The following is a 22962-nucleotide window of genomic DNA, read 5'->3' on the forward strand; positions in this document are numbered from 1 at the left end:
TCGCCTTTAATCTATCCCCTAAGGCCAACTTATAATCGCCTGAGATATACTTTAGTTGATCTTGAAAGCGATCGCTAATTTATGAAATCTCAAATTAGTCCTTGGGGAAATTCTTTGGCCTTCACTCTATAAATAAAAGTAAGAAAATCAGATCCCCGACTTCTGAGAGAAGTCGGGGATCTGAAACTGTTGATCTTGAAAGCGATAGCGAAGCGCTGCTGCAAGCAGTTCGCTTGGTTAAATGAAACTATTATACTCAAAACGGGTAGAAGCTGGACTTTTTTATCATACAAAGAATAAGGTTCAACGCCTCTCCCTTACCCTCTTCTAAGAGGAGAGGGAAAAGGAATAACATTTAATACTGGAGAGGTTTACCAGAGGGGTTTCATATTTGGTTAAACTATGAACCGTTTGCAGTATAAAAGCTAATTAGCTCTTTACTATTTTGTAAAAAAATAACCTCTAGTATAGATTTAAAGGAATTATGAAACTGCTTAGTTAAAAAAATATTGTGAAAATTAGTTATATAAATGAAAACAGATAAATTATTTTACAGAATTTTCTTAAATCAACCAGATTTAATAGCAGAATTAATTCCTGGTATTCCTAGTGATTGTGAATTTGAGTATAGCGCACCTGTACTCAAAGAAAAAGAAACTAGGTTAGATGGGTTATTAACACCGATTAGTAATAATTCTGATGTACCGCTAATATTTCTCGAAGCACAAATGCAGCGAGATCCAAAATTTTATAGTCGCTATTTTCAGGGAATATTTAGCTATATTGACCAATATGAAATTAGCAGAAATTGGTGCGGATTACTAATTTTACTGAATAAACGTTTGGAATTAGGTTCAGAAATTCCACACAGGAACTTACTTAATAGTCAAGTAGAAAGGTTATATCTAGAAGATTTATTACATCAAGATGATTTAAGTCCTAATTTAGCTCTACTAAGATTAATAGTAACGCCTAAAGACCAAGCAGGATTAGCAGCTAGGAAAATTTTAAACAGTGTCAGCACAGAAGCAGAATTTCAGCTAAAATTAGATTTAGTAGAGTCCATATTAGTCAACAAATTTACACAACTAACCCTAGAGGAGATTCAAAAAATGCTTAATCTCAAAGAGGCTGATGTTACTCAAACACGGTTTTATCAAGAGGTGTTAGAAATTGGTGAGAAAAAAGGTTTACAACAAGGTTTACAACAAGGAGAAGCAAATCTAACTATACGCCAGTTAAAACGCCGTTGTGGTAATTTAACTGCTATTCAAGAGCAAAAAGTGCGATCGCTCTCCATTTCTCAATTAGAATCATTAGGAGAGGGATTATTGGATTTTCAAAGTATGTCAGATTTGGAAAATTGGTTTCAAGATAATCGCCGTTTATCTTGAAAGCGATCGCTAATTTATGAAATCTCAAATTGGTCAGTGGAGAAATTCTTTAGCCTTCACTCTATAAATAAAATAAGAAAATCAGATCCCCGACTTCTTAGAGAAGTCGGGGATCTGAAGCTCTAGAGTGGCGGCAATTGAGATATACTTTGTTTATCTTGAAAGCGATCGCTAATTTATGAAATCTCAAATTGGTCGTTGTTTATGATAAAATAAACAATTAAGGGGAAAAAATGAGCGAAAATTGTTGAGCGAACTGCTTGCAGCAGCGTTTCGCTATCGCCCTTAAAGAATATACTTGAGAAATGCCAGCAAGAAGATATATAGAACTATACCAACAGGTGAGGCGATCGCTTCCCTCGCAGTAGGCATCGCAACTGAATATATAATGTGATTATAGCCTCTAGTTCAACCCAGTACAGGCGATCGCTCAAAGACTTGAAAACCATCCCCGAATATTCATTTAGTCTATCAAATACCCTTTTGTCGTCTAGGGTGGCGGTAATTAAGATATGCTTTGTTTATCTTGAAAGCGATCGCTAATTTATGAAATCTCAAATTGGTCGTTGTTTATTTTAAGATAAACAATTAAGGGGAAAAAATGAGCGAAAATCGTTGAGCGAACTGCTTGCAGCAGCGTTTCGCTATCGCCCTTAAAGAATATACTTGAGAAATGCCAGCAAAAAGATATATAGAACTATACCAACAGGTCAGGCGATCGCTCCCCTTGGAGTAGGCATCGCAACTGGGTATATAATGTGATTATAGAGTCTATATCAACTAGTACAGGCGATCGCTCAAAGACTTGCAAACCATCCTCGAATATTCACATAAACCATCACGGACAATAATTAACAATATATTTTTCCGCGAGATGTGCCAGTAAAATCAAATTTCTTTTGAGAACAGTTGTAAGTCTAAAAGTTTTAATTCTAATAAGGAGTATAATAAGTATATGCGTTGTCCCACTTTAAGCGAACTTCCACCACCCCCAAGCGGTAAGACCGGCTGGCCTTGGACCCAAGCAAGTCCCCAACCACCTGATCAAATGCCCGATGGTGCAGAATGGCCTAAAATTAGTATTGTCACCCCTAATTATAACTATGGACGGTTTATAGAAGAAACTATTCGTTCTGTGTTGCTGCAAGGTTATCCTAATTTGGAATATATTGTGATTGATGGGGGGAGTACGGATGATTCAGTGGAGATTATCAAAAAGTATGAATCTTATCTAACTTACTGGGAAAGTAAACCTGATAGGGGACAAACTCATGCTATCAATAAAGGCTTAGAAAGAGCAACTGGTGAAATTTTCAATTGGATTAATTCTGATGATATTTTAATGCCGGGTGCTTTGCTTGCTATTGCCCAGGGTATTCCAGATTATGATGCTTTTGCAGGTGTGGTCAATAATTTCGATGAAGCAGGAAATCAAGAAAAAGTATTTCCACAAAATATCACCCCTGAAGGTTTATTAACTAGATTTAATACTACAAATAAACCAAGCAAAAGAGATACTGTTTATCATCAACCAGGATTTTGGTTTAAGACTCAATATTTAAAAAACATTGGTAACCTAAACGAAAATCTACATATTCAATTTGACTTTGATAGAGTAGTTAGATACCTATCTCACTATCCTAAAGTTAATTATTCTAAGCAAATATTAGTTAATTTTAGATGTCATCAAGAACAAAAAACCGCTCCGAGTAAGGTAAAACAAGAAGGTCAATATATTGTGCAAAGTCTTTTTGATGAACCAGAATATCAAAATTTACATAAACCTGCTAAATTATGGCTAGAGCGGTTACTATGGTATGAAAATCTAGCTAAAATTCATCAACAATCTAAAACAAATCGAATTATTAAAGTGTTAAAAGCACTGATTCTATCATGCAATAATCCCCAAGCTTATTGGACAAGATATACATTTGGTAGTATTCGTCAATTATTAATTAGATAGTATATAAAATCATGAAAGTAATATTTGATATTTCTTCGGTTGGTGATAACCCGAAAACAAGAACAGGTGTGGCTCGTGTAGCTTGGACATTGGCTAATTTCTTGCATCAAAAACTAGGAGACAACCTAACTTTTTCTGCTACTGGCTCTATAGAAGCATCACTTCAAACAGAAAGGCTACTTAATTCTGATCCTGATCTTCGTTCTGCTATATATCCAGTTAACTCCATTGCTAGAAGTGTCAACCAATTGAATACACAATTCAGTAAAAACTATTCTGGTAAGAGTATTTTTCAGAAAACCCAGCAGTCAACTTTAGTTAATATTTCTAGATTATTTAATATAATTAGGCAACCAATCGCGCCAGAAATACTAGCTGAAGCAGACATTTTTCATTCTTCTTACCCTCGTATTCCCAAGCAAGTGAGAAAAGCTCTTCCCAATCGTCATTTACAAACAGTTTATGACCTAACGCCTTTAATTTTAGATGAAAAATATTTTCTTCCAGGTCAACGTGGTATTACTAAAAGACTTATAGACACTATCCAGCCTGATGATTGGGTAACGACGATCTCAGATGCTACCCGTAATGATTTATTAAACAGACGACAGTTAAATCCTGAAAAAGTCGTTACAATTTATCTAGCTGCCTCTCCTGAGCTTTTTTACCCTGTTTCAGATAAATCCATTATTCAAGCCGCAAGGGAGAAATATCATCTTCCTGAAGGAGATTACTTTCTCTCTCTTCATTCTCTTGCTGCTCATAAAAATATGGATCATTTAATAGCCTGTTTTAAACAAGTTATTATGCAAGAAAAAAAGAAAGATTTACATTTAGTAATCTGTGGAGGTAATAAAGATGCGGCACTATCTATGATTAATGCTAATCAGTTAACAGAAGCTGAGTTAAAATTTATTCACTTTACAGGATTTGTAGATGACAAGGATTTAGCTGCAATATATAGTGGTGCAATTGGTTTTATTTTTCCTTCTCTTTATGAAGGATTTGGACTACCAGTTTTAGAGGCAATGCAATGTGGATGTCCTGTCATTAGTTCTAATACATCATCTTTGCCCGAAGTTGTGGGAGATGCTGGATTTTTAGTTTCACCCACGGATAAAGATGCTCTTTGTGAGTCTATACTCAAACTATATTGCAACTCTGACTTACGTGCCAAATACTCTCAGTATAGCGTGCATAGAGCGGCTCTCTTTAGCTGGGAAAAAACAACAAGTGAGACTTTAAAGTTTTATAGAAGTATAAGAAGCTAATCAGCATTTAATTTGCATACTAAGAAATGTTCTTGAATTATGCAATTTAAATATGTTTTAGCTTACAACATAACACCAACAGTTTATTATCTTAAACAAAAACAAAGGTAAATATGAATTTTTTCAAAAATGAATGATTGAGTATTGTGGCGACGCTTTAGAACTACAAGGTATAACCTTAAAAAGCTATGTTGATTCAATTATGAATTTTGGTTATATCCCAGTTCATTTTAACTTAGACAGGATTGAAAAAGCAAAAAATGGAACTTATCAGGCACAAAAAGAGATTTAAAATCTTCTTTTTGAAAAAAACACTTAATACATTTAATTTTTATTCGTGAACATTATCTCCTATATCCATCCCACCCGTACCTATTTACCCTGTACAGGTGCGGGAAGACATATCAACAACACTTTGCTGGGATTAGCATCCCAGGAGTCAATAAACTTACAGTTGCTATGCTCCCAACAATGGTTACAAGCAGATGGTAAACTTGATTTACGTTCTCCCCTGCGAGATATACCATTAAAAACATTCCCTTTACCGGAGAACCTCACCGAACGACTGTGGAAATTAACTCAATTTCCTAAAATGGATAAATACCTTTCTCCAAACACAGATTGGTTATTTACACCAATGGAAACCTATATTCCAGTTTCACGCTGTCCAGTAGCAGTTACAATCTACGATATTCAAGCATTTGAGACTGATTTACCTTGGTCAAATACCCGTCAACATCGTTGGTTTCGTTATAAATGGAGTCAGTGGATTTATAAGGCCTTAGCCAATTATCGTGCTATTTTTACTATTTCTGAATTTTCTAAACGCCGGATGGTTGAATTACTGGGAGCAGATGCAAATAAAATAGTTGTTGTCGGTTGTGGTGTAGAACAATCTTTTTATGATATTGCCTCAATTGATCCACTGAAGCTAGAAAAACCTGTCAACAATTCTTACACCTTCGTCATTGGTGGTTTAAGATTAAGAAAAGGTGCAGATTTTGTCCTCAATGTAGCCAAAGGTTTACTAGATACAAATTCTGATATCCAGATTGTCGTAGCTGGAGATTCAGAACCAGAATATATTGCAGCAGCTAAAGATTTACCTAATGTAAAACTATTAGGAATAGTACCAGATAATGATTTACCTCGGCTGATGCGTTGTGCTTCCTCACTGTTGTTTCTTTCCCATTATGAAGGTTTTGGCATTCCGGCAATAGAAGCAATGGTCGTAGGTACTCCCGCAGTAGTCAGTAACCGCGCTTCTTTACCAGAAGTAGTAGGAACAGCAGGTATTGTTGTTGAACCAGAAGATACAGCAGCCATTGTTGACATCCTCATCCAACTTGAGGAAAATTCACAACTGCGACAAGATTATAGTCAGCGAGGAAAAGAACACGCAAAACAGTATACTTGGTCACGCTGTGTTGATCTTGTCCAGAAAGCATTTTATGAGTATAACTAGGTAAAATATATGTTATCAGCCACAGAAGCTCGTTTTACTCAATTTGGTTGTGGACTTTGCGCTCCACCAACATGGTTAAATTTTGATGCTAGTCCAGCTATGCGCTTGCAAAAATTACCTGTTATCGGCAAGTTGGTTCCATCTGGTCCTTTTGGGCGCTATCCAGCAAATGTTAAATATGGTGATATCGTTCAAGGTTTACCAATTCCCGATGAAAGTATAGAGTTATTGTACTGTTCTCATGTTTTAGAACATATCAGCCTAGAAGAACTGCGTTATGCCTTAGCTAATTGTTATAGATATCTTCAACCAGGAGGTATTTTTCGCTTAGTAGTTCCAGACTTGGAAATTATGGCAAAAACTTATGTTAACTCTAATACTCCTGAAGCAGCCCATGAATTTATGAGAATTACTTGGTTGGGTAAAGAGCATCGGCAAAGAGATATACTTAGTTTTATCAAAGATTGGTTAGCTGGTAACACTCATTTATGGATGTATGATTACAATTCATTGTCTTTAGAATTGAACAAAGCCGGTTTCCAAAACATTCGCAGGGCTGAATTTGGTGATTCTGGGATTGATTTATTTAGCGATGTTGAAGACCCAGAACGTTGGAGATCAGAACTTGGTATTCAATGCCAAAAGTGATTAATTTTAACCCTTACATAACTATATATTATTCATGACTAAAGTTATTTTCTGCTGGTCTGATATTTCAGGCTACATGACAGCTTGCTGGCGAGCATTGCAAGATATACCTGAGATAGAAGTATTTGTCATTGCTTTTCAAGCTCGGACTCAAACTGCTTTTGCTGATGACTTAATGCAGGGTATTCCTCACCGTCTTCTAGATTTACAGGAAAGAGATAAACCAGAATTAATAGAGAAATTGGTAATTCAACACAATCCTGATGTGGTAGTTCTGTGTGGATGGTTTCATTCACCCTATCGTCAATTAGCTTTCTCATCTCAATTGCGCCATATAAAATTCATTATGTGTATGGATACTCCCTGGTGGGGTACTTGGAAGCAATATTTAACTCGTTGGATGTTGCATTCTTATTTACAGCGTATGGCTCATATTGTAGTTAATGGAGAGCGTAGTTGGCAGTATGCTCGCCGCTTGGGAATTCCATTGAAAAACATTTCTCCTTTGGGTATGTGTGGAATAGATTATCAAACTTTTTCTCCTCTTTTAGCAGCAAGAAACCAGTCATCTTGGCCACGTTCATTTTTATTCGTAGGACGGTATAGCCACGAGAAGGCAATAGATATTTTAGTAGCAGCATATCAACAGTATCGCCAAGCAGTTGAAGACCCTTGGAATTTGATTTGTTGCGGTAAAGGTGAATTAGAATCACATCTACAATCGCAACCAGGTATTGAAAACCGAGGCTTTGTGCAACCCAGCGAGATGAAAGATATTTGGCTCAATGCTGGGGCTTTTTTATTACCTAGTCGTTTTGATCCCTGGCCGTTAGCACTGGTTGAAGCTGCCGCAGCGGGTTTACCTGTTGTTTGCACTCAAGTATGTGGTTCATCGGTAGAAGTCATCCGTTCTGGATACAACGGTATAATTATTCCGGCTGATGATGCTCAAGCCTTAGCCCAAGCTTTACTCAAGATACATAATAATTATAATGATTTGCCAATCTGGGGACAACGCGCCCAACAATTTGCACAACCCTATGGAGCAGAAATATGGGCAGAGCGCTGGTTAACCATCATCAAATCTGTGCAGTAAGTAGGCATATATGAATTTTGTCAATCAATTACTTAATTTTATTGTCACACCTTTGGGTTTTATACTCTTAGGTGGTGGTTTATTCTTAGCTTTACAAGCGAACCAAAGTAGCCCCCGTTTGGGCTGGTTTCTGGTAGCTATCTTTGGTTTTGCTGCTTCCCTCAATAAATTTGCCAACGAATTTATCAGAGAACCCCCAGCCTTAGTTTTTCCCCTCCAGCAAATTCGTGAATTGGGACGACCATTAACGATAGTTTTGCTGGTGTTATTAATATTTATTGCTTTAAAGGCAAAGAATATCTGGCGGAAAAAAATCATGCCTCAGCCGCTTACTTATCTTATCTTAGTTCAAAGTGTAATTTTCTTCAAAATATTAGTTTATGGGAATTTAGGTTTTGCTTTTTTAAGTGCTGCTACCTTTGGGGGATTAGTGTTAATGGTGATTTTGGGTCCATCAAGATGGCTTCAGAATGAAGAGAATTTTCAACTAGGGGTATGGTCAATGGCTATGGTAGGGGTGATATTTGGTGTTGCTAATGGTTATCAGGCATTAATTGACAAATATGCCATTACATTCATTCATGGCTGGTTTTTGGGGACTACGGGCAATCCTCATCACGCAGCCATTTTGATTACTGCTACTATACCTGCCTTCTTATTCCTATTCTTTCATAATGAAAAACATTCCTGGATTAAGTGGATCTGGGTAGGGTTTTTAGCTTTGGCAATCTTCGGCTTATTGATGACCGCATCCCGCACAGGTACAATTGTGGCTGTTGTTTCAGTGCTGATTTTTTTCCGCCGTCAGGGTGGAAAATTATTGCAAATAGTATTGATTTTCGCAGTAATTGCAGCATTTGTTCTACCCTCCCTCAGTCCCACAGATCTAGATACACCAGGACTATTATCCGCAACCTCTTCCAAGTGGTCTAACTTAGACACCAGTACCCGTGACGGGGTTTGGAGTGGCTATTGGCGAATATTTCTAGAGTATCCCCTATTTGGAGCGCCCTTTGTAGGCGATCGCCTGCGCTTTGGCGAAAGTTCATGGCTGGGTGTCTTGGGAAGCATGGGTTTAGTAGGTGCGATACCAATGTTTATGTTTGGTTGGACTAGTTTACAAATGATATTCAAGCTGGATCATCTCTCCAAAATTAGACCAGACTATTATCTAAAATGCAGTGTAGTTATGGCTGGGTTGCTTTCTTTGTTAGTTGGTGGTATATCAGAAGCCTATCTATTAGGTAATTTGACATTCTCACTCCTTGCGGTTTTCTTATATCTTGTTCTCGGTAACTATTTGATTGAATTTGCACAGCGAGAGTATAATTCCTCAATCTCTCAGTATTACCACAATCATAAGCTTTCATTTAAATCATGAAGATTCTTCATGTCATTCCTTCCGTCGGTTCACACCGTGGAGGAGCAAGCCAAGCCGTCTTGGAAATGCTGCAATCTCTCAAAAATACCAAAGTTAACGTAGAATTAGTAACGACTAATGACAACGGAACTGATTTGCTAGATGTTCCATTATGTCAATTGACTCAGTATCAAGAAATTCCTACTAGGTTCTTTCCCCGCTTCTCTCCCCAAGTCTCTTTTGTTCGGGAATTTGCCTTTTCTTGGGAGTTAACCAAATGGCTATGGAAACATATTCATGAATATGATTTAGTACATATTCATGCTTTATTTTCTTATGCCTCAACTGTAGCAATGATAATTGCTAGATTTAAGCAAGTACCTTATATTAATCAACCACATGGTTTACTGTGTGAATGGTCTTTACAACAGAGTCAACTGAAAAAAAAGATATATTTATCACTGATAGAAAAAAGTAATCTTCAACATAGTCATATTTTACAACTAACTTCCACAAAAGAAGTTCAAGAAGTTGAACTGTTAGGGTTAGGAGTTCCACCCGTTATTATGCCATTAGGATTACAAATTCCGGCAGATATTCCCCAAGCTCGTCAAAAATTACGGGAAATGTTTAACATACCTCCAGAGCAAACAATTATCTTATTTATGTCACGGTTACATTATAAAAAGGGATTAGATTATCTAATTCCGGCTCTGAGTAAAGTAAAGAGTAAAGAGTTTACATTCATCTTAGCAGGTAATGGTTCTCCAGATTATGAAGCCGAAATCAGTGAAATATTGATTAATAATCAACTTGATCATTGCACCCATCGTCCTGGATTTGTGACAGGTGAAATGAAAGATATTTTACTACAAGGATCTGATATATTTGTTCTGACTTCTCATTCTGAAAATTTTGGAGTTGTTGTCCTCGAAGCAATGGCAGCAGGTCTAACTACTATTGTCACTCCTGGTGTTGCTTTAGCTTCTATGATTCAGGAGAATGATGTTGGTTACGTTCCCGAACTAGATATTGTAGAAATTACCAGCGTGATTGAACATTGTCTGAATCATTCTCAAAAATCTCAAGAAATGGGCGATCGCGCCCGGCAGTTTATATTAGAAAATTATACATGGGATAGGATAGCCCTAAAAATGATTTCAGTGTATCAAAATCTAATTAACTTTTCAAATTCCTCTAATTCTTAGAGAGGGTTAGGGTGGGTTCATATTTCAAAAATGAATGTATAATAAAACAACCTTATGGCAAATGGTATTTTTATGAGCAAATTTTAAGAATTCCTGTATATGTAATTTTCCATCCCCAAACAGGGACATTAGGTGTTTACCATTTAGTAGACGGTAAATATGAACAACAATCCCCAGATGAAAATAAGCGATTTTATTTAGAATCCTTAAACCTATTTCTAGGTGTATGGATCGGAAAAAAAGCGGAAATGGAAACCTCTTGGTTACGTTGGTGGGATAAATCAGGAAATTTATTACTTTGGGGAAGTGAATTAGTAGCACAAGAACGTCAAAGGGCTGAGGAAGCTGAACAAAAAGCTGCTAAATTAACTGAAAAACTTCAATCTATGGGGATTAATTCCGAGGAGATTTAGTAACCCTCAAGTTTAAATTTTCAGAATTTCTTAGATCATCCTCAATCAGCTAAAAAAAATGGGCGATTCCTAGGTCGCGCTTCGCTATCGCGCTCGTCAGTTTATATTGAATAATTATACATGGGATAAAATAGCATTAAAAATGGTTTCAGTGTATGAAGATATAATTTTTATATCCCCGACTTCTTGTTAAGATGAAACACAGGAGATAGTCATCATGTATCAAAGTGAAGCACCTCCGCACAAAAACCTGCCCACCATGTATGATTTACCCAGTGAGGATATTAATGAAGAATTAGACTCCACAATTCATCCCCGTCCACCATGGGAAACCATGCCAACCATGTATGACTTACCTAGTGAAAATCCAGAGAAGCCATGGTTGCCAGACGAATTTCATGACTTTCAACCGCAATTATTACGGGAAACCTGTCAATCTCCCGTTTATCCCAGGGAGGAAATGTTCATTGGTACAGATTTAAACTTATACTATGATCCTCGCCATTATTCATGGTATAAAAAACCAGATTGGTTTTTAGTGTTAGGAGTGCCTGCTTCTGAAAAACAGGAGGATATGCGCTGGAGTTATGTGATTTGGCAAGAAGGATTATTTCCATTTTTAATAGTAGAATTATTATCACCAGGTACGGAAGCAGAAGATTTAGGACAAACATTAAGAAGCGCGAATAAACCGCCGACAAAATGGCAGGCTTATGAACAGTATTTGCGATCGCCATATTATGTTATTTTCGATAGATATGAAAATCGTCTCCGAGTATTTCAACTATTTGGGACAAAATATCAAGCAGTGGAACTGTTAGAACCAAAATTCTGGTTTCCTGAGTTGGAATTAGGAGTAGGAGTTTGGGCGGGAAAATATCAAGGTACAGAAGGTTTGTGGCTACGTTGGTATAATCAAGATGGTGATTGGATTCCTACTTTTGCCGAAAGAGCAGAACAGGAGAAACAACGGGCAGACAAATTAGCTGAAAAATTGCGGGCTTTGGGAGTCAATTTAGATGAGATCTAAATAAAATTAACTGAAAAAAGCATTTCTGCAGGTATGCCAAAAGCGGAAAATTGGCATGAACAACTATTGTTACAAATGGCAGAAATTGGTGGAGAAAATCGTCCTCCTTTATGGCAAGGTTCACTATTATTACAATTAAATGATTCTCGCAAATTTAGACACTTAGCACGTCATAATTATAATCTGCAACTGCGAAAAGAAAGAGTATTAGAACTAGCCAAGCAAACAGAAGTAATTGTAGCAAAAATCCCAGCAGCGATCGCTCTTTTTAATCAATGGTTAGAATCTCCAGTAAAAGACTTGTAAGTTACCGAAACCAAGAATCCAGTTTACTTCAGGGGACTGAAAATTAATCTTTAGTCTACTTCAGTAGACTTGAGCTATTAGACAGGGAATTAATTCCCTGGCGGATTATGGGATAATCAGAAAGATGTGAATAAAAGACAAACATAAACCATCATAGCAAAAATCCCAGCAGCGATCGCTATTTTTAATCAATGGTTAGAATCTCCAGTAAAAGACCTAACTTACCAAATGATCTATTCAAACAAATGACTAACACACCTAACCAATACGAATATTCTTATCAAGATAGTCAAGCTGGACATCATCATGGTTATTTGCTAAAACCACTTATGGAAATAATGTCAGAAATGCTACCCCCCCCAATAAACAAAAACCTCGGATTTTAGATATTGGTTGTGGTAATGGTAGTTTAAGCAATTTCCTAGCACAACAGGGTTATGAGGTTGTTGGTGTTGAAGAATCTGAATCAGGTGTAAAATTGGCTAATCAAAGTTTTCCCAATTGTCACTTTATTCAAGGTAGCATTTACGATTTACCATACTCCGAACTAGGAGACAACTTTGATATTGTGATTGCTGTTGAGGTAATTGAGCATTTATTTTATCCTAAAGAATTAGTCAGAAGCGTAAAAATGAGTAGCCAAAATACTACATACGATCCCAATATTCGTCCCTATCAATTCCTCGATGTAGTTAAGGGATTAACTATTATCTGGATTTGCTGGTATCATATAGACCAGCTTATGTCTCCGGTAAGGTCAAATATAGCAAAATTTGGTTATTCGGGAGTAAGTGTTTTTATTATTTTAAGTGGATTTGGCTTAACATTTTCCATGCTGAAAAATGATATTTTATCTTCCAGTTTTAATAATAGATTATTAACTAACTGGAAGAATTTTACTTGGAAAAAGTTCTTCTTTAAAAGGTTTTTCAGAATTTACCCATTGTATATACTTGCCCATATTGTATTTTTGATAACTGGGTTTATTATGCGTAAATATGAAGATATGCCTTTAAATATAGGTCTATTACTAAGTATAACAGGCCTAAGAGTTTTTTTTAAAGATTATTTTTGGTATGGTCCTGATGCTTTTTGGTATGTTGGTTTGATAATTCAATTTTATGTACTATTTCCTTTTTTATTCTTTTTAATTAAAAGAATTGGCAATGTACGTTTTTTGATTTTAAGTGTAGTGTTTTGTTTAATATCAAGAATAGTTACAATTAGCTTGCCTGAACATTATACCTTAATGTTGGGTCTTTCACCTAATCGTCTGATGGAGTTTAGTTTGGGAATGGCTCTTGCATATTCAACCTTAATGAATAAAAATATGCAATTAAATTCTCTCAAAAATAAATATATTTATAGCGTTATTTTTTCTGGTACGTTAATCATAATCTTCCTAAATTTCCAAACGAATTTGTTGCTCAGAGAAATTTTTATAGATCCTATTATAGGTGTAGTAGCATTCGCTATTTTAACAATTATCTCTTTGTTGATAATGAAAATTAAAATAGTAAGTATTTATTTTGTATTTATGGGTAATATTTCTTATTCTTTTTACTTGCTTCATAGTCCTCCAATTCGTCCAGCATTTGCTGCATTTATGAAACTAAGTATTGATAATTATTATTTAATAACATTTCTGTACATAACAATTATTACAATAGTAAGTTTTGGTACTACATGGTTAGAAAGTAGACTCTTAAATATGTTATATTTTAAGAATAAAAATTAAAATTTACGAAACTTCGAGATTAAGTTTAAAGGATAATTATTTCAATGTTTTTTTTATCAATATCAGAATCAGAACAAATTACCCCCCTCATCCTTACCTATAACGAAGAAAATAACATTAATCGTACCCTGGAAAAACTTAAATGGGCAAGTAAAATCATTGTTATTGACAGTTATAGCACAGATACAACATTAGAAATTTTGTCTTCCTACCCTCAATTAGAAGTATTTTCTAGGAAATTTGATTCCTTCGCTAGTCAATGCAATTATGGACTGTCAAAAATTACATCAGAATGGGTACTATCTCTAGATGCAGATTATATATTAACCGATGATTTAATTCGGGAAATTACATCTTTGCCAATAGAGTCAGATATAAATAGTTATAGTGTCAGGTTCAAATACTGTGTTTTTGGTAAACCCTTACGTGGTACTTTGCTTCCACCCCGCAAAGTCCTTTATAAAAGAGAAAAAGCAATTTATCAAGATGATGGACACGCTCATAAAGTGATTGTACAAGGTAAATCCAGTCAACTATCAGCATACATCCACCACGACGATCGCAAACCATTGAGTCGTTGGTTATGGGCGCAAGATCGTTATATGGTAATTGAAAGTAAAAAACTTCTAGAAACACCAGAGCATGAACTTAGTATAGGCGATCGCCTTCGTAAACGCAAAATCCTCGCACCTTTAATAATCTTCATCTATTGTCTCATCCTCAAAGGCGGTATTCTCGACGGTTGGCATGGATGGTATTATACATTTCAGAGAGTATTGGCAGAAATATTGCTGAGTATACATATAATAGAAGCAGAGAAAATAGATATTGAGCGAACCCAAAAATAAAAAACATGAACCCCGACGGTAATATGACAACCCAAATCATCCCTAAGCCAGAGATACTACTCAACAAGATCCAAGCACTTCCTCCCGAACAGCTTCAGCAAATTGAAGACTTCATTGAATTCCTTACCCAAAAATATGTCCACCCAAACATTAAAGACATTATTCCCCAACCACCTCGGATTCTCGGACTTCAAGAAGGCAAAGGATGGATGAGCGAAGACTTTAACAATCCCCTCCCGGATGAATTTTGGCTAGGTGAAGAATGAATCTATTGCTAGATACCCATTCTTTCATTTGGTGCGGCATCTGTCCAGAGAAACTCTCTACAAGAGCCAGTAGCCTGATTTTAGACCGAAGCAATATCCTTTTCCTGAGTATAGCCAGCATCTGGGAAATGCAAATTAAACTCCAGTTGGGTAAACTCCGCTTTGATATGACCTTATCCGAACTGTTAGCCGTCCAGCAGCAGATTAATGACATCCAATTGCTGCCTCTTGAATTAGCCCATATTTGGACTTTAGGTAGCCTTCCCCCCCACCATCGAGATCCCTTTGATCGGATGCTCATAGCTCAGTCCATAGCCAGCCAAATGCCAATTCTCAGTGTAGATTCTGCCTTCGACAGCTACTCAATCCAAAGATTGTGGTAGACACAATAATTTGATCAGATTTTCCCTGTCGAGGTTTATTGTTGAGCGAATGAATCTTTCCAATTAGATACTTGCTTTAAAGTTTTTCTTGGGAAATGCGATAGCGTATCCCTGACGGGACTCGTTCGCATAGCGTTCCGAAGGAATAGAGATAGCGCGACCTAGGAATCGCCAAAATAAGATCATAACAGAAATCTAAATTAATCAGCGATCGCATCCGCAAAAAGAAAGTTTTAGCACCTTTAATAATTTTAGTCTATTGTCTGATTATCAAAGGTGGTATTCTTGACGGTTGGCATGGTTGGTATTATACATTTCAGCGAGTATTGGCAGAAATTCTCCTCAGCATACATATAATTGAAGCAGAGAAATTGAAACTTTAAGTAATATCTCTAATGAAATTGTTGCATTGCAAAATTGCAAAGTATGTAGTTTTTGCCTCCACAGGCTTGATCATGATATTTCTAAGTATTATACCCATCCGAATAGCGATCGCTTCCTACCAAGCCCCCTATCCCCAAGTTATCTTTACCCTTGGTGGTGGTTCAGACCGGGAAAAATTTACCGCAGAATTTGGTCAAAACCATCCCAATTTAGATATTTGGATCTCTAGTGGCGCTCCCCCAGCCCAAGCTTTTTCCATTTTCCAAGCTGTAGCTATTCCCACTTATCGCATTCACCTTGACTACCGTGCTGTTGACACTGTTACTAATTTTACTACGCTCGTTAAAGATTTCCAACAGCGCCATATTCAACATATTTACTTAATTACCTCTGATTTTCATCTGCCCAGAGCTAAAACTATTGCTACCTTAGTTTTAGGAAGTCAAGGTATTACTTTTACTCCTATCTCTATTCCCACTCAACAAGCTAGAGAATCTATACTTCGCATTGTTCGTGATAGTGGACGTTCCCTGTTGTGGATTGTCTCAGGTCGGACAGGAGCCAGCTTTAACCCACGTTTTCGCCCCCCATTTTATGCGTTTAGACAATTACACAGTCGGCAGCTACACACCCGGAGCGACATATAGTCAACAACTTTTATGGTACTTCATCGGTTCACCATTAGTTGAAAGTTATTGGCTACCTATCTCATCTATAAAAGTTTCGATACTGAGGCTTTTTGGAGCTAGTATCGGCAAAGGTGTGAATATCAAGCCTGGAGTCCGCATTAAGTTTCCCTGGCGCTTGACCATTGGTAATCATGTTTGGATTGGAGAAAATACCTGGATTGACAATCTAGCAACCGTAGTCATCGAAAATCATGTGTGTTTATCCCAGGGCGTTTATCTTTGTACTGGTAATCATGACTGGAATCATCCCAATTTTAAACTGATTCCTGCCCCCATTCATATTCAAGAAAGCAGTTGGATAGCAGCTAAATCAGTTATCGGTCCTGGTGTCACCATTGGTAGGGGAGCAGTTTTAGCATTAGGTAGTGTCACAGGAAGATCCTTAGAAGCTAATATCATCTACTCAGGAAATCCGGCTCAACCAATCAAAAAAAGGACAGAATGGGAAGATATTGCATCTCCCACCACCAAAAATGAATAGTTGCAAAAATTAGTATATAAAAAAATACTGTCTGTTTTGGCAATATATACAAATACTGGATGAGTAAGAGTATAATGTGCAAATACATTGTTTTTGGTATTCCAGAAGCTTAAAATAGTGGCATGACCTAATTATCTCTAAGTTTATACAAAATCTCAGGCATGAAAATTATACCAAGGTTTGGTTTATGACAAATTCCATTTAAGTATATCTTCCAGCTTAATTGAGTTGTTGAATTAACAAATAGCAATTTCTTCACAATAGTAAAAACGTTTATATATCATTCCCTTACCACTTACACAATAGAAATCAATGCTTAATAAGCAAATTACAAACCAGACCAATTCTATCAATAGCATCATTCCTACATCTGGATCATTTCCAGATTCTACATTTTCTCAGTTTGCTGAACAGGAACAGTCTGATGGTCTAAGTTTTAAGAGCTTTTTTGAACTTTTACAACGCCGAGCAATTATCATTGTAGCGGTTATTTCTGCTGGTATGACTGGTGTTACTTATTCAACACTGAATCAAGAACCTATATATCAAGGAAACTTTCAAATCTTAGTTGAACCTGTTAATAATGATGATCAAGTAGGGAAAATAAACCTGGAGGTAGAATCTACTTTTTCTAAACCTGGACTAGATTACGAAAGTCAAATTCAAGTTCTCAAAAGTTCAGAACTGCTAGAACCAATTATTAAAACATTGCAACAATCATATCCTGAAATTACCTATAATTCCCTTGTTTCAAGTTTAAATATTCGTCGTGTTGGAACAACAAAAATCATCGAAATCAGCTATCAAAGTAATAATCCTCAAGAAATTCAGTTCGTCTTGAATACATTTTCTCAATTCTATTTAAAATACAGCCTAGACAAGCGGCAAACCAAACTAAGTCAAGGCGTTAAATTTGTGAATCAACAACTACCCAATATCCAAAATCGGGTGACACAGTTGCAAAAAGAAATGCAAATATTTCGCCAAAAATACAATTTTATTAGTCCAGAAAGCCAATCTGGAATAATTACTGGAAAACTCCAATCTTTTGCACAACAACGACTATCTGTAAATCAACAGTTAGCCGCTGCTAAAAATAATTATCTGAGATTGCAGACACCAGAAGAACAATTGGCCATTCTCAATGATGCTCCTCTTTACCAACAGTTAATTGCCCAACAGCGCCAATTAGATACTCAAATATCTGGAGAATTAGCTCGATTTCAAACTGATAACCCAGTTATTCAAACCTTACAAGAGAAAAGAAACAATCTCTTACCTATTATCAATGCAGAAGCAAAACGAATTTTGAACACTAGAATAGCTCAAGCGGCTGTTCTCGTTCGGAAAGTAGAAGTAGATAATCAACAACTGACACAAGCAGAACAACAATTACAAAGCGAATTAAAACAACTACCAATTCTCTCTAGACAATACACTGACATTCAACTGAATTTACAACTAGCAAATGAGAGTTTGACGAGGTTTTTAGCTAAACGTGAACAATTACAAATAGACGTAGCACAAACAGAACTACCTTGGGAATTAATCCAAGCATTTACTCTACCAAGATATCCAATTTCCCCAAATGTTCCCCGGAGTTTACTATTGGGATTTGTGGCTAGTTCTTTGTTGGGCATAGGTGCTGCTTTTCTCAGAGAACAGACTGATGATACCTATCACAGTATTGAAAATGTCCAGGATAAGATGGGAGTGCCTTTATTAGGATCTCTTCCCTTTAATAAAAACTTAGTTGGGAGTCGATCTTTCAACCTGAGAAAGAGAGGAAAAGATCAAGAACCAGAAGTAGTTGTAGACCCTCTTATGGTAAGTGATGAATCTAACACTTCTCCTCGTCGTCCTTCCCGATCCAGCTATTATTATGGACAGGGATCATTTTGGGAATCCTTGCAAGTTTTATATAGTAATATTCAACTGCTTAATTCTGATCGACCAATTAAGTCTTTAGTTGTTTCCTCTGCTGTCCCCGGAGATGGTAAAAGTACGGTGGCATTTAGCTTGGCAAAAACAGCCGCGGTCATGGGGAAAAAAGTATTACTTGTAGATTGTGACCTCCGCAAACCCAAGGTTCACAAAATATCAAAATTAAATAATCTGTGGGGAATAACTAGTTTAATTTCTTCAGATATAGATGTAGAGCAAGTAATTCAAAAAGTGCCTGGATTTGATGATTTATCTGTGATTACCGCAGGTCCTGTACCACCCGATCCTGCCCGGTTGCTCTCATCAGATAAAATGAGTCAACTAATGGACTATTTCACCGATAATTTTGATTTAGTGATTTATGATACTCCTCCTTTGTCAGGATTAGTAGATGCTAGATTGGTAGCAGTTCATACTGATGGTGTGATGCTAGTTGTAAGAATTGATAAAACAGATAAATCAATCGCAAAGCAACTTGTTCATACGCTAAAAGCATCTCCCATCAATTTACTAGGATTAGTAGTCAACGGCGACAAATTCCGAGGACTCGGATATAACTATAATTATAGGTATAGTTCATATTACTATACTAAGAGTCAAGCGGTTAGTTAGGTTTGCTGATAGCGAGGCGTGGCTTAAGCCATGGGTGGGGAAATCTTAACTGTTTCACCTATCTGGATATCCTCAATTTCCTAGATCCGACAAGGAAAAATGCAACTGTTTTGAGACACCATAAACCAAAACTTTGCATTTTTTTGTTCTAAAAATCCACGAAACGCTTTTTAATAAACGGCTTTATACTAAACACGGTTGGGACATGGACTTTTAGGAAATTATGAAAAACCTAAATTTGTAGGGGTTTAGCACTGCTAAACCCCTACCCACAGAATCAAATGAATAAGCCGTGTTGAGTATAGCTTTATTCAGCCAGCCCTACTTAATTTCGGAATTATACAGCACTTCCCGGTGCTATGAGGTACATATCTAGCGGCTAAGATGCCCCCACCACCTTTGTACATCATAAGAGCGGAAACCGCTGTATTAAGCAAAGAAATATTCACGAGAAACCAGTCACAGACATTATTTCGTATCTGTGACTCGAATTTATTTTTCTAAATGGGCAGGAGGAGAATCGAACTCCTATGACCTCACGGCCGCCGCATTTTGAGTGCGGTGCGTCTACCAATTCCGCCACCCGCCCTTGGGTGTCACTTTTGTAAGTATAGCCTATTTTTTTTAGTTTGGCAAGAGGTAATTAGATTTAATTTAGAAATTTTTTGGTAATTGGCTCACCAAACTAGAATCAATATCCCCCAAACTGGCACAACCACTCAGAGCCATTGCCAAATTTAACTCATCTTGTAGTAAGGAAATGATGTGAGATACGCCAATTTTTCCAGCTACCGCTAATCCCCATAACACCGGACGGCCAATGAGTACGGCTTTAGCACCGTAAGCTAAGGCTTTGAGGATATCTGTACCCCGACGGATACCACCATCCAATAGGACTTCGGCTTTACCGTCTACTGCGGCGATAATATCAGGTAAAGCATCCAAAGAAGCGATCGCTCCATCTAATTGTCTACCACCGTGATTAGAAACTACAATTGCTTGCGCTCCATATTCTACAGCCCGCACAGCATCATCAGCCCGTAAAATTCCTTTCACTACCAAAGGTAGGGGACTCAGAGATTGTAACCATTCCAAATCCTTCCAAGTGACTGCGGGGTTAATTTGTTGAGCAAAATAAGTCAATAAACCAGATTCTCCTGATGCTTGGGGAATGTCCAAACCAGAGATATTAGTTAAATTAGCGGGATGCAAGCCAGGAGGTAAAGTGAACTCATTGCGCTGATCTCGTTCTCTTTTTCCCAACATAGGCGCATCTACAGTCAGACAAATTGCTTTGTATCCTGCGGTGTATGCTCGTTGCACCAAAGCCTGAGTTAAACCCTGATCTTTATGGATGTAAAGCTGAAACCATTGCAAACCATTGGCAACTGTGGCAACTTCTTCTAAACTCTTGGTAGCAAGGGTACTCAACACCATGCCCACACCTGCATCAGCCGCAGCTAAGGCTGTAGCAATTTCTCCTTCTGGATCAGCCAGACATTGAAAAGCCATGGGTGCGATTAATAGGGGTAATTGCAAAGATTCCCCTAAAACCTGGGTAGTGAGGTTAATGTTACTAACATCAACTAACATTTTCGGACGAAGTTTCACTCTTGTAAAAGCAGCGAGATTATCCCGCAAGGTCACTTCATCCCATGCACCACTGCTGTAATAATCAAAAGCCATCTGGGAAAGATGCTCTTTTGCTAGTTGTTCATATCCAAATAAATTAATCGCTGATAAAGAATTCATATCTTGATTGACTCTAGCAAAATCTACCAATTCCTCCATCCACCTTGAGATATAGTTTCACTTTTGTGATTAATGCCGTGATTTTGCACTAATTTTTGGTACTCTTGACTACCTGCCCAACGGTCAATTTCCTTCGCTCGTAATACGGGGACAGGATGACTTAATTGGGCTGTGCGGGCGGATTTGACCATTTCTCCCAATTCCGTTTTACTAATGTCATCATAGGCACGAGCTTGGTCAACAAAGGCATCTAAATTGAGTTGGGGGGCTAAACTGGGAGAACCGCCGGCTAACTTCATTAATACTGACATGACAACTTTCGGATTTTGGGTAGCTAACAAAGCGGCGCGATCGCAGGTAAACTCAGCACAGCGGACCCATTCTAATAATTGTGACTGAATAGCTTGAGCCAAAACAGCACCGACATTTGGGACAATGGCAGCAGCTAAAATCAATAAATTCACAGGTGTTAAATACACGCTATGATCACATTTAAGATGACCTAATTCATGGGCAATTACAGCCTGTATCTCTTCAGGGGTGAGGATTTCAATCAAGGATGTATGAATAACCACAAAAGGCTGTTTACCTCGCATGGCAAAGGTGTAAGCGTTAGGGGCTGGATGTTGACGCACATATAACTGAGGTGGATCAATATCCAGAATTTGACAAGCTTCTAATAGTAACTTGTGTAAATCAGGAAGTTGTTTTTCTCCTACCAAAATACTAGAAGCGATATTTTCCACATAGAAAACCTGTTCGGCCATGGGACCGAGCAAATTTCGCACCATCATATCTAAACCGGGAATTTGTTTGAGAGTTTTGGTGGCTTCCAAGTCCAGAGGATGACGGAATGAGTCTGCTTTTAAGCCTGTAAGCGAGGTTTTGAGTAAGGACATAGTATTTAAATTAATCAAAAATGTGAATTCTAGTGTTTTTGACATAACAAAATCCAAGATGATCGAGGATTTTGTTGGGTTTCCTTGCGTCAACCCAACCTACGATATGATTTTGATTTCTGGGGTTCTAACTAACTTGTGCTTCAGGAATACCTACGGGACAAGCTACGTTAGTACCACCTAAACCACAATAACCACCGGGGTTTTTAGCTAAATATTGCTGATGGTATTCTTCAGCATAATAAAATTCTGGTGCATCTAAAATTTCTGTGGTAATTTTGCCATACCCGGCACTGCTGAGGGCTGGTTGATAAGCGTTCTGTGATGTTACTGCTAGTTCTTTTTGCTCTTGTGAATAAACGTAAATTCCTGAACGGTATTGAGTACCAGCATCATTACCTTGACGCATTCCTTGGGTGGGGTTGTGACTTTCCCAGAACACTTTCAACAGTTGGGAATAAGTAATGATTTTGGGGTCAAACACTACTAATACTACTTCATTGTGACCGGTCATGCCACTACAGACTTCTTGATAGGTGGGGTTGGGTGTGTAACCAGCCGCATATCCTACCGCAGTGGTGTAAACTCCTTCTTGTTGCCAAAATTTGCGTTCTGCTCCCCAAAAACAGCCTAAACCAAACATGGCGGTTTCTAAGCCTTGGGGAAAAGGTGCTTGAAGACGATTTTTATTAACATAATGTTGTACTGATACTCGCATTACTTCTGCGCGTCCTGGTAAGGCTTGCTCAGGTGTAGGTAGGGCTGACTTTTTGCCAAATCCGAATATTCCCATGATTTTTAATTTGTATTAT

21 protein-coding genes, 1 tRNA gene and 1 pseudogene are annotated in these 22962 nt (G+C 37.4%); 19 read left to right on the forward strand and 4 right to left on the reverse strand.

The annotated features are described in order from the left end of the window. Positions 1–530: 530 nt before the first annotated feature. The 19 genes and pseudogenes from FJR09_RS20460 to FJR09_RS20555 all read left to right on the forward strand — a co-directional run bounded on the left by FJR09_RS20460 (position 531) and on the right by FJR09_RS20555 (position 19499). Positions 531–1394: a DUF2887 domain-containing protein gene (locus tag FJR09_RS20460; RefSeq protein ID WP_168654178.1), complete on the forward strand. Its 864-nt coding sequence runs from the start codon at positions 531–533 to the stop codon at positions 1392–1394. A gap of 955 nt (positions 1395–2349) precedes the next feature. Continuing rightward, on the forward strand, positions 2350–3357 hold the full coding sequence (locus FJR09_RS20465) for a glycosyltransferase family 2 protein (RefSeq protein WP_168652929.1): 1008 nt from the start codon (positions 2350–2352) through the stop codon (positions 3355–3357). 11 nt (positions 3358–3368) lie between these two features. After that, complete coding sequence (locus FJR09_RS20470) at positions 3369–4628, forward strand: glycosyltransferase family 1 protein (RefSeq protein WP_168652930.1); 1260 nt, start codon at positions 3369–3371, stop codon at positions 4626–4628. 337 nt (positions 4629–4965) lie between these two features. Beyond that, complete coding sequence (locus FJR09_RS26270) at positions 4966–6093, forward strand: glycosyltransferase family 1 protein (RefSeq protein ID WP_168652931.1); 1128 nt, start codon at positions 4966–4968, stop codon at positions 6091–6093. Positions 6094–6102: 9 nt separating this feature from the next. Next, a complete protein-coding gene (locus FJR09_RS20480; RefSeq protein ID WP_015080512.1) occupies positions 6103–6741 on the forward strand; it encodes a methyltransferase domain-containing protein in 639 nt (212 codons plus the stop codon). A gap of 34 nt (positions 6742–6775) precedes the next feature. After that, positions 6776–7837 (forward strand): glycosyltransferase family 4 protein, encoded by a 1062-nt coding sequence (locus tag FJR09_RS20485; protein WP_168652932.1) that lies wholly within the window; start codon positions 6776–6778, stop codon positions 7835–7837. A gap of 10 nt (positions 7838–7847) precedes the next feature. Continuing rightward, positions 7848–9218: an O-antigen ligase gene (locus FJR09_RS20490; RefSeq protein ID WP_168652933.1), complete on the forward strand. Its 1371-nt coding sequence runs from the start codon at positions 7848–7850 to the stop codon at positions 9216–9218. Next, a complete protein-coding gene (locus FJR09_RS20495) occupies positions 9215–10405 on the forward strand; it encodes a glycosyltransferase (RefSeq protein WP_168652934.1) in 1191 nt (396 codons plus the stop codon). Before FJR09_RS20490 ends, FJR09_RS20495 begins: the two co-directional genes overlap by 4 nt. An 11-nt stretch (positions 10406–10416) precedes the next feature. Beyond that, complete coding sequence (locus FJR09_RS20500) at positions 10417–10818, forward strand: Uma2 family endonuclease (protein ID WP_083881460.1); 402 nt, start codon at positions 10417–10419, stop codon at positions 10816–10818. 217 nt (positions 10819–11035) lie between these two features. Further along, complete coding sequence (locus FJR09_RS20505) at positions 11036–11848, forward strand: Uma2 family endonuclease (protein WP_015080516.1); 813 nt, start codon at positions 11036–11038, stop codon at positions 11846–11848. A 21-nt stretch (positions 11849–11869) separates the two neighbouring features. Next, entirely contained in the window at positions 11870–12154 is a 285-nt protein-coding gene (locus FJR09_RS20510; RefSeq protein WP_371260406.1) for a hypothetical protein, read from the forward strand. Positions 12155–12542: 388 nt separating this feature from the next. Continuing rightward, entirely contained in the window at positions 12543–13892 is a 1350-nt protein-coding gene (locus FJR09_RS20520) for an acyltransferase family protein (RefSeq protein WP_371416391.1), read from the forward strand. Positions 13893–13936: 44 nt separating this feature from the next. After that, positions 13937–14740 (forward strand): glycosyltransferase family 2 protein, encoded by an 804-nt coding sequence (locus FJR09_RS20525; RefSeq protein ID WP_168652935.1) that lies wholly within the window; start codon positions 13937–13939, stop codon positions 14738–14740. Positions 14741–14745: 5 nt separating this feature from the next. Then, positions 14746–15006, forward strand: a complete 261-nt coding sequence (locus FJR09_RS20530) for a DUF2281 domain-containing protein (protein ID WP_174782883.1) — start codon at positions 14746–14748, stop codon at positions 15004–15006. Then, on the forward strand, positions 15003–15389 hold the full coding sequence (locus FJR09_RS20535) for a type II toxin-antitoxin system VapC family toxin (protein ID WP_015080521.1): 387 nt from the start codon (positions 15003–15005) through the stop codon (positions 15387–15389). The genes FJR09_RS20530 and FJR09_RS20535 overlap by 4 nt, the downstream gene beginning before the upstream one ends. A 203-nt stretch (positions 15390–15592) precedes the next feature. Next, a pseudogene (locus FJR09_RS25555) lies at positions 15593–15772 on the forward strand (glycosyltransferase family 2 protein); the annotation flags it as partial. Positions 15773–15784: 12 nt separating this feature from the next. Beyond that, positions 15785–16420 (forward strand): YdcF family protein, encoded by a 636-nt coding sequence (locus FJR09_RS20545; RefSeq protein ID WP_168652937.1) that lies wholly within the window; start codon positions 15785–15787, stop codon positions 16418–16420. Beyond that, positions 16368–16943 (forward strand): WcaF family extracellular polysaccharide biosynthesis acetyltransferase, encoded by a 576-nt coding sequence (locus FJR09_RS20550; protein WP_168652938.1) that lies wholly within the window; start codon positions 16368–16370, stop codon positions 16941–16943. The genes FJR09_RS20545 and FJR09_RS20550 overlap by 53 nt, the downstream gene beginning before the upstream one ends. Before the next feature lie 312 nt (positions 16944–17255). Continuing rightward, on the forward strand, positions 17256–19499 hold the full coding sequence (locus tag FJR09_RS20555) for a polysaccharide biosynthesis tyrosine autokinase (protein ID WP_168652939.1): 2244 nt from the start codon (positions 17256–17258) through the stop codon (positions 19497–19499). A 505-nt stretch (positions 19500–20004) separates the two neighbouring features. Here the strand turns inward: FJR09_RS20555 and FJR09_RS20560 are convergent. From FJR09_RS20560 to msrA, 4 genes are all read right to left on the reverse strand, one after another. After that, positions 20005–20088: transfer RNA gene (locus FJR09_RS20560), tRNA-Leu, on the reverse strand. 65 nt (positions 20089–20153) lie between these two features. Further along, positions 20154–21251 (reverse strand): alpha-hydroxy acid oxidase, encoded by a 1098-nt coding sequence (locus tag FJR09_RS20565; protein WP_168651745.1) that lies wholly within the window; start codon positions 21249–21251, stop codon positions 20154–20156. Positions 21252–21274: 23 nt separating this feature from the next. Continuing rightward, entirely contained in the window at positions 21275–22150 is an 876-nt protein-coding gene (locus FJR09_RS20570) for a M48 family metallopeptidase (RefSeq protein WP_015080526.1), read from the reverse strand. A gap of 127 nt (positions 22151–22277) precedes the next feature. Beyond that, positions 22278–22943, reverse strand: coding sequence for a peptide-methionine (S)-S-oxide reductase MsrA (gene msrA, locus FJR09_RS20575; protein WP_168652940.1), 666 nt, complete (start codon positions 22941–22943; stop codon positions 22278–22280). Positions 22944–22962 lie beyond the last annotated feature (19 nt).

This window comes from Dolichospermum sp. UHCC 0406 (assembly GCF_009712025.1).
GTDB classification, from domain to species: domain Bacteria; phylum Cyanobacteriota; class Cyanobacteriia; order Cyanobacteriales; family Nostocaceae; genus Dolichospermum; species Dolichospermum lemmermannii.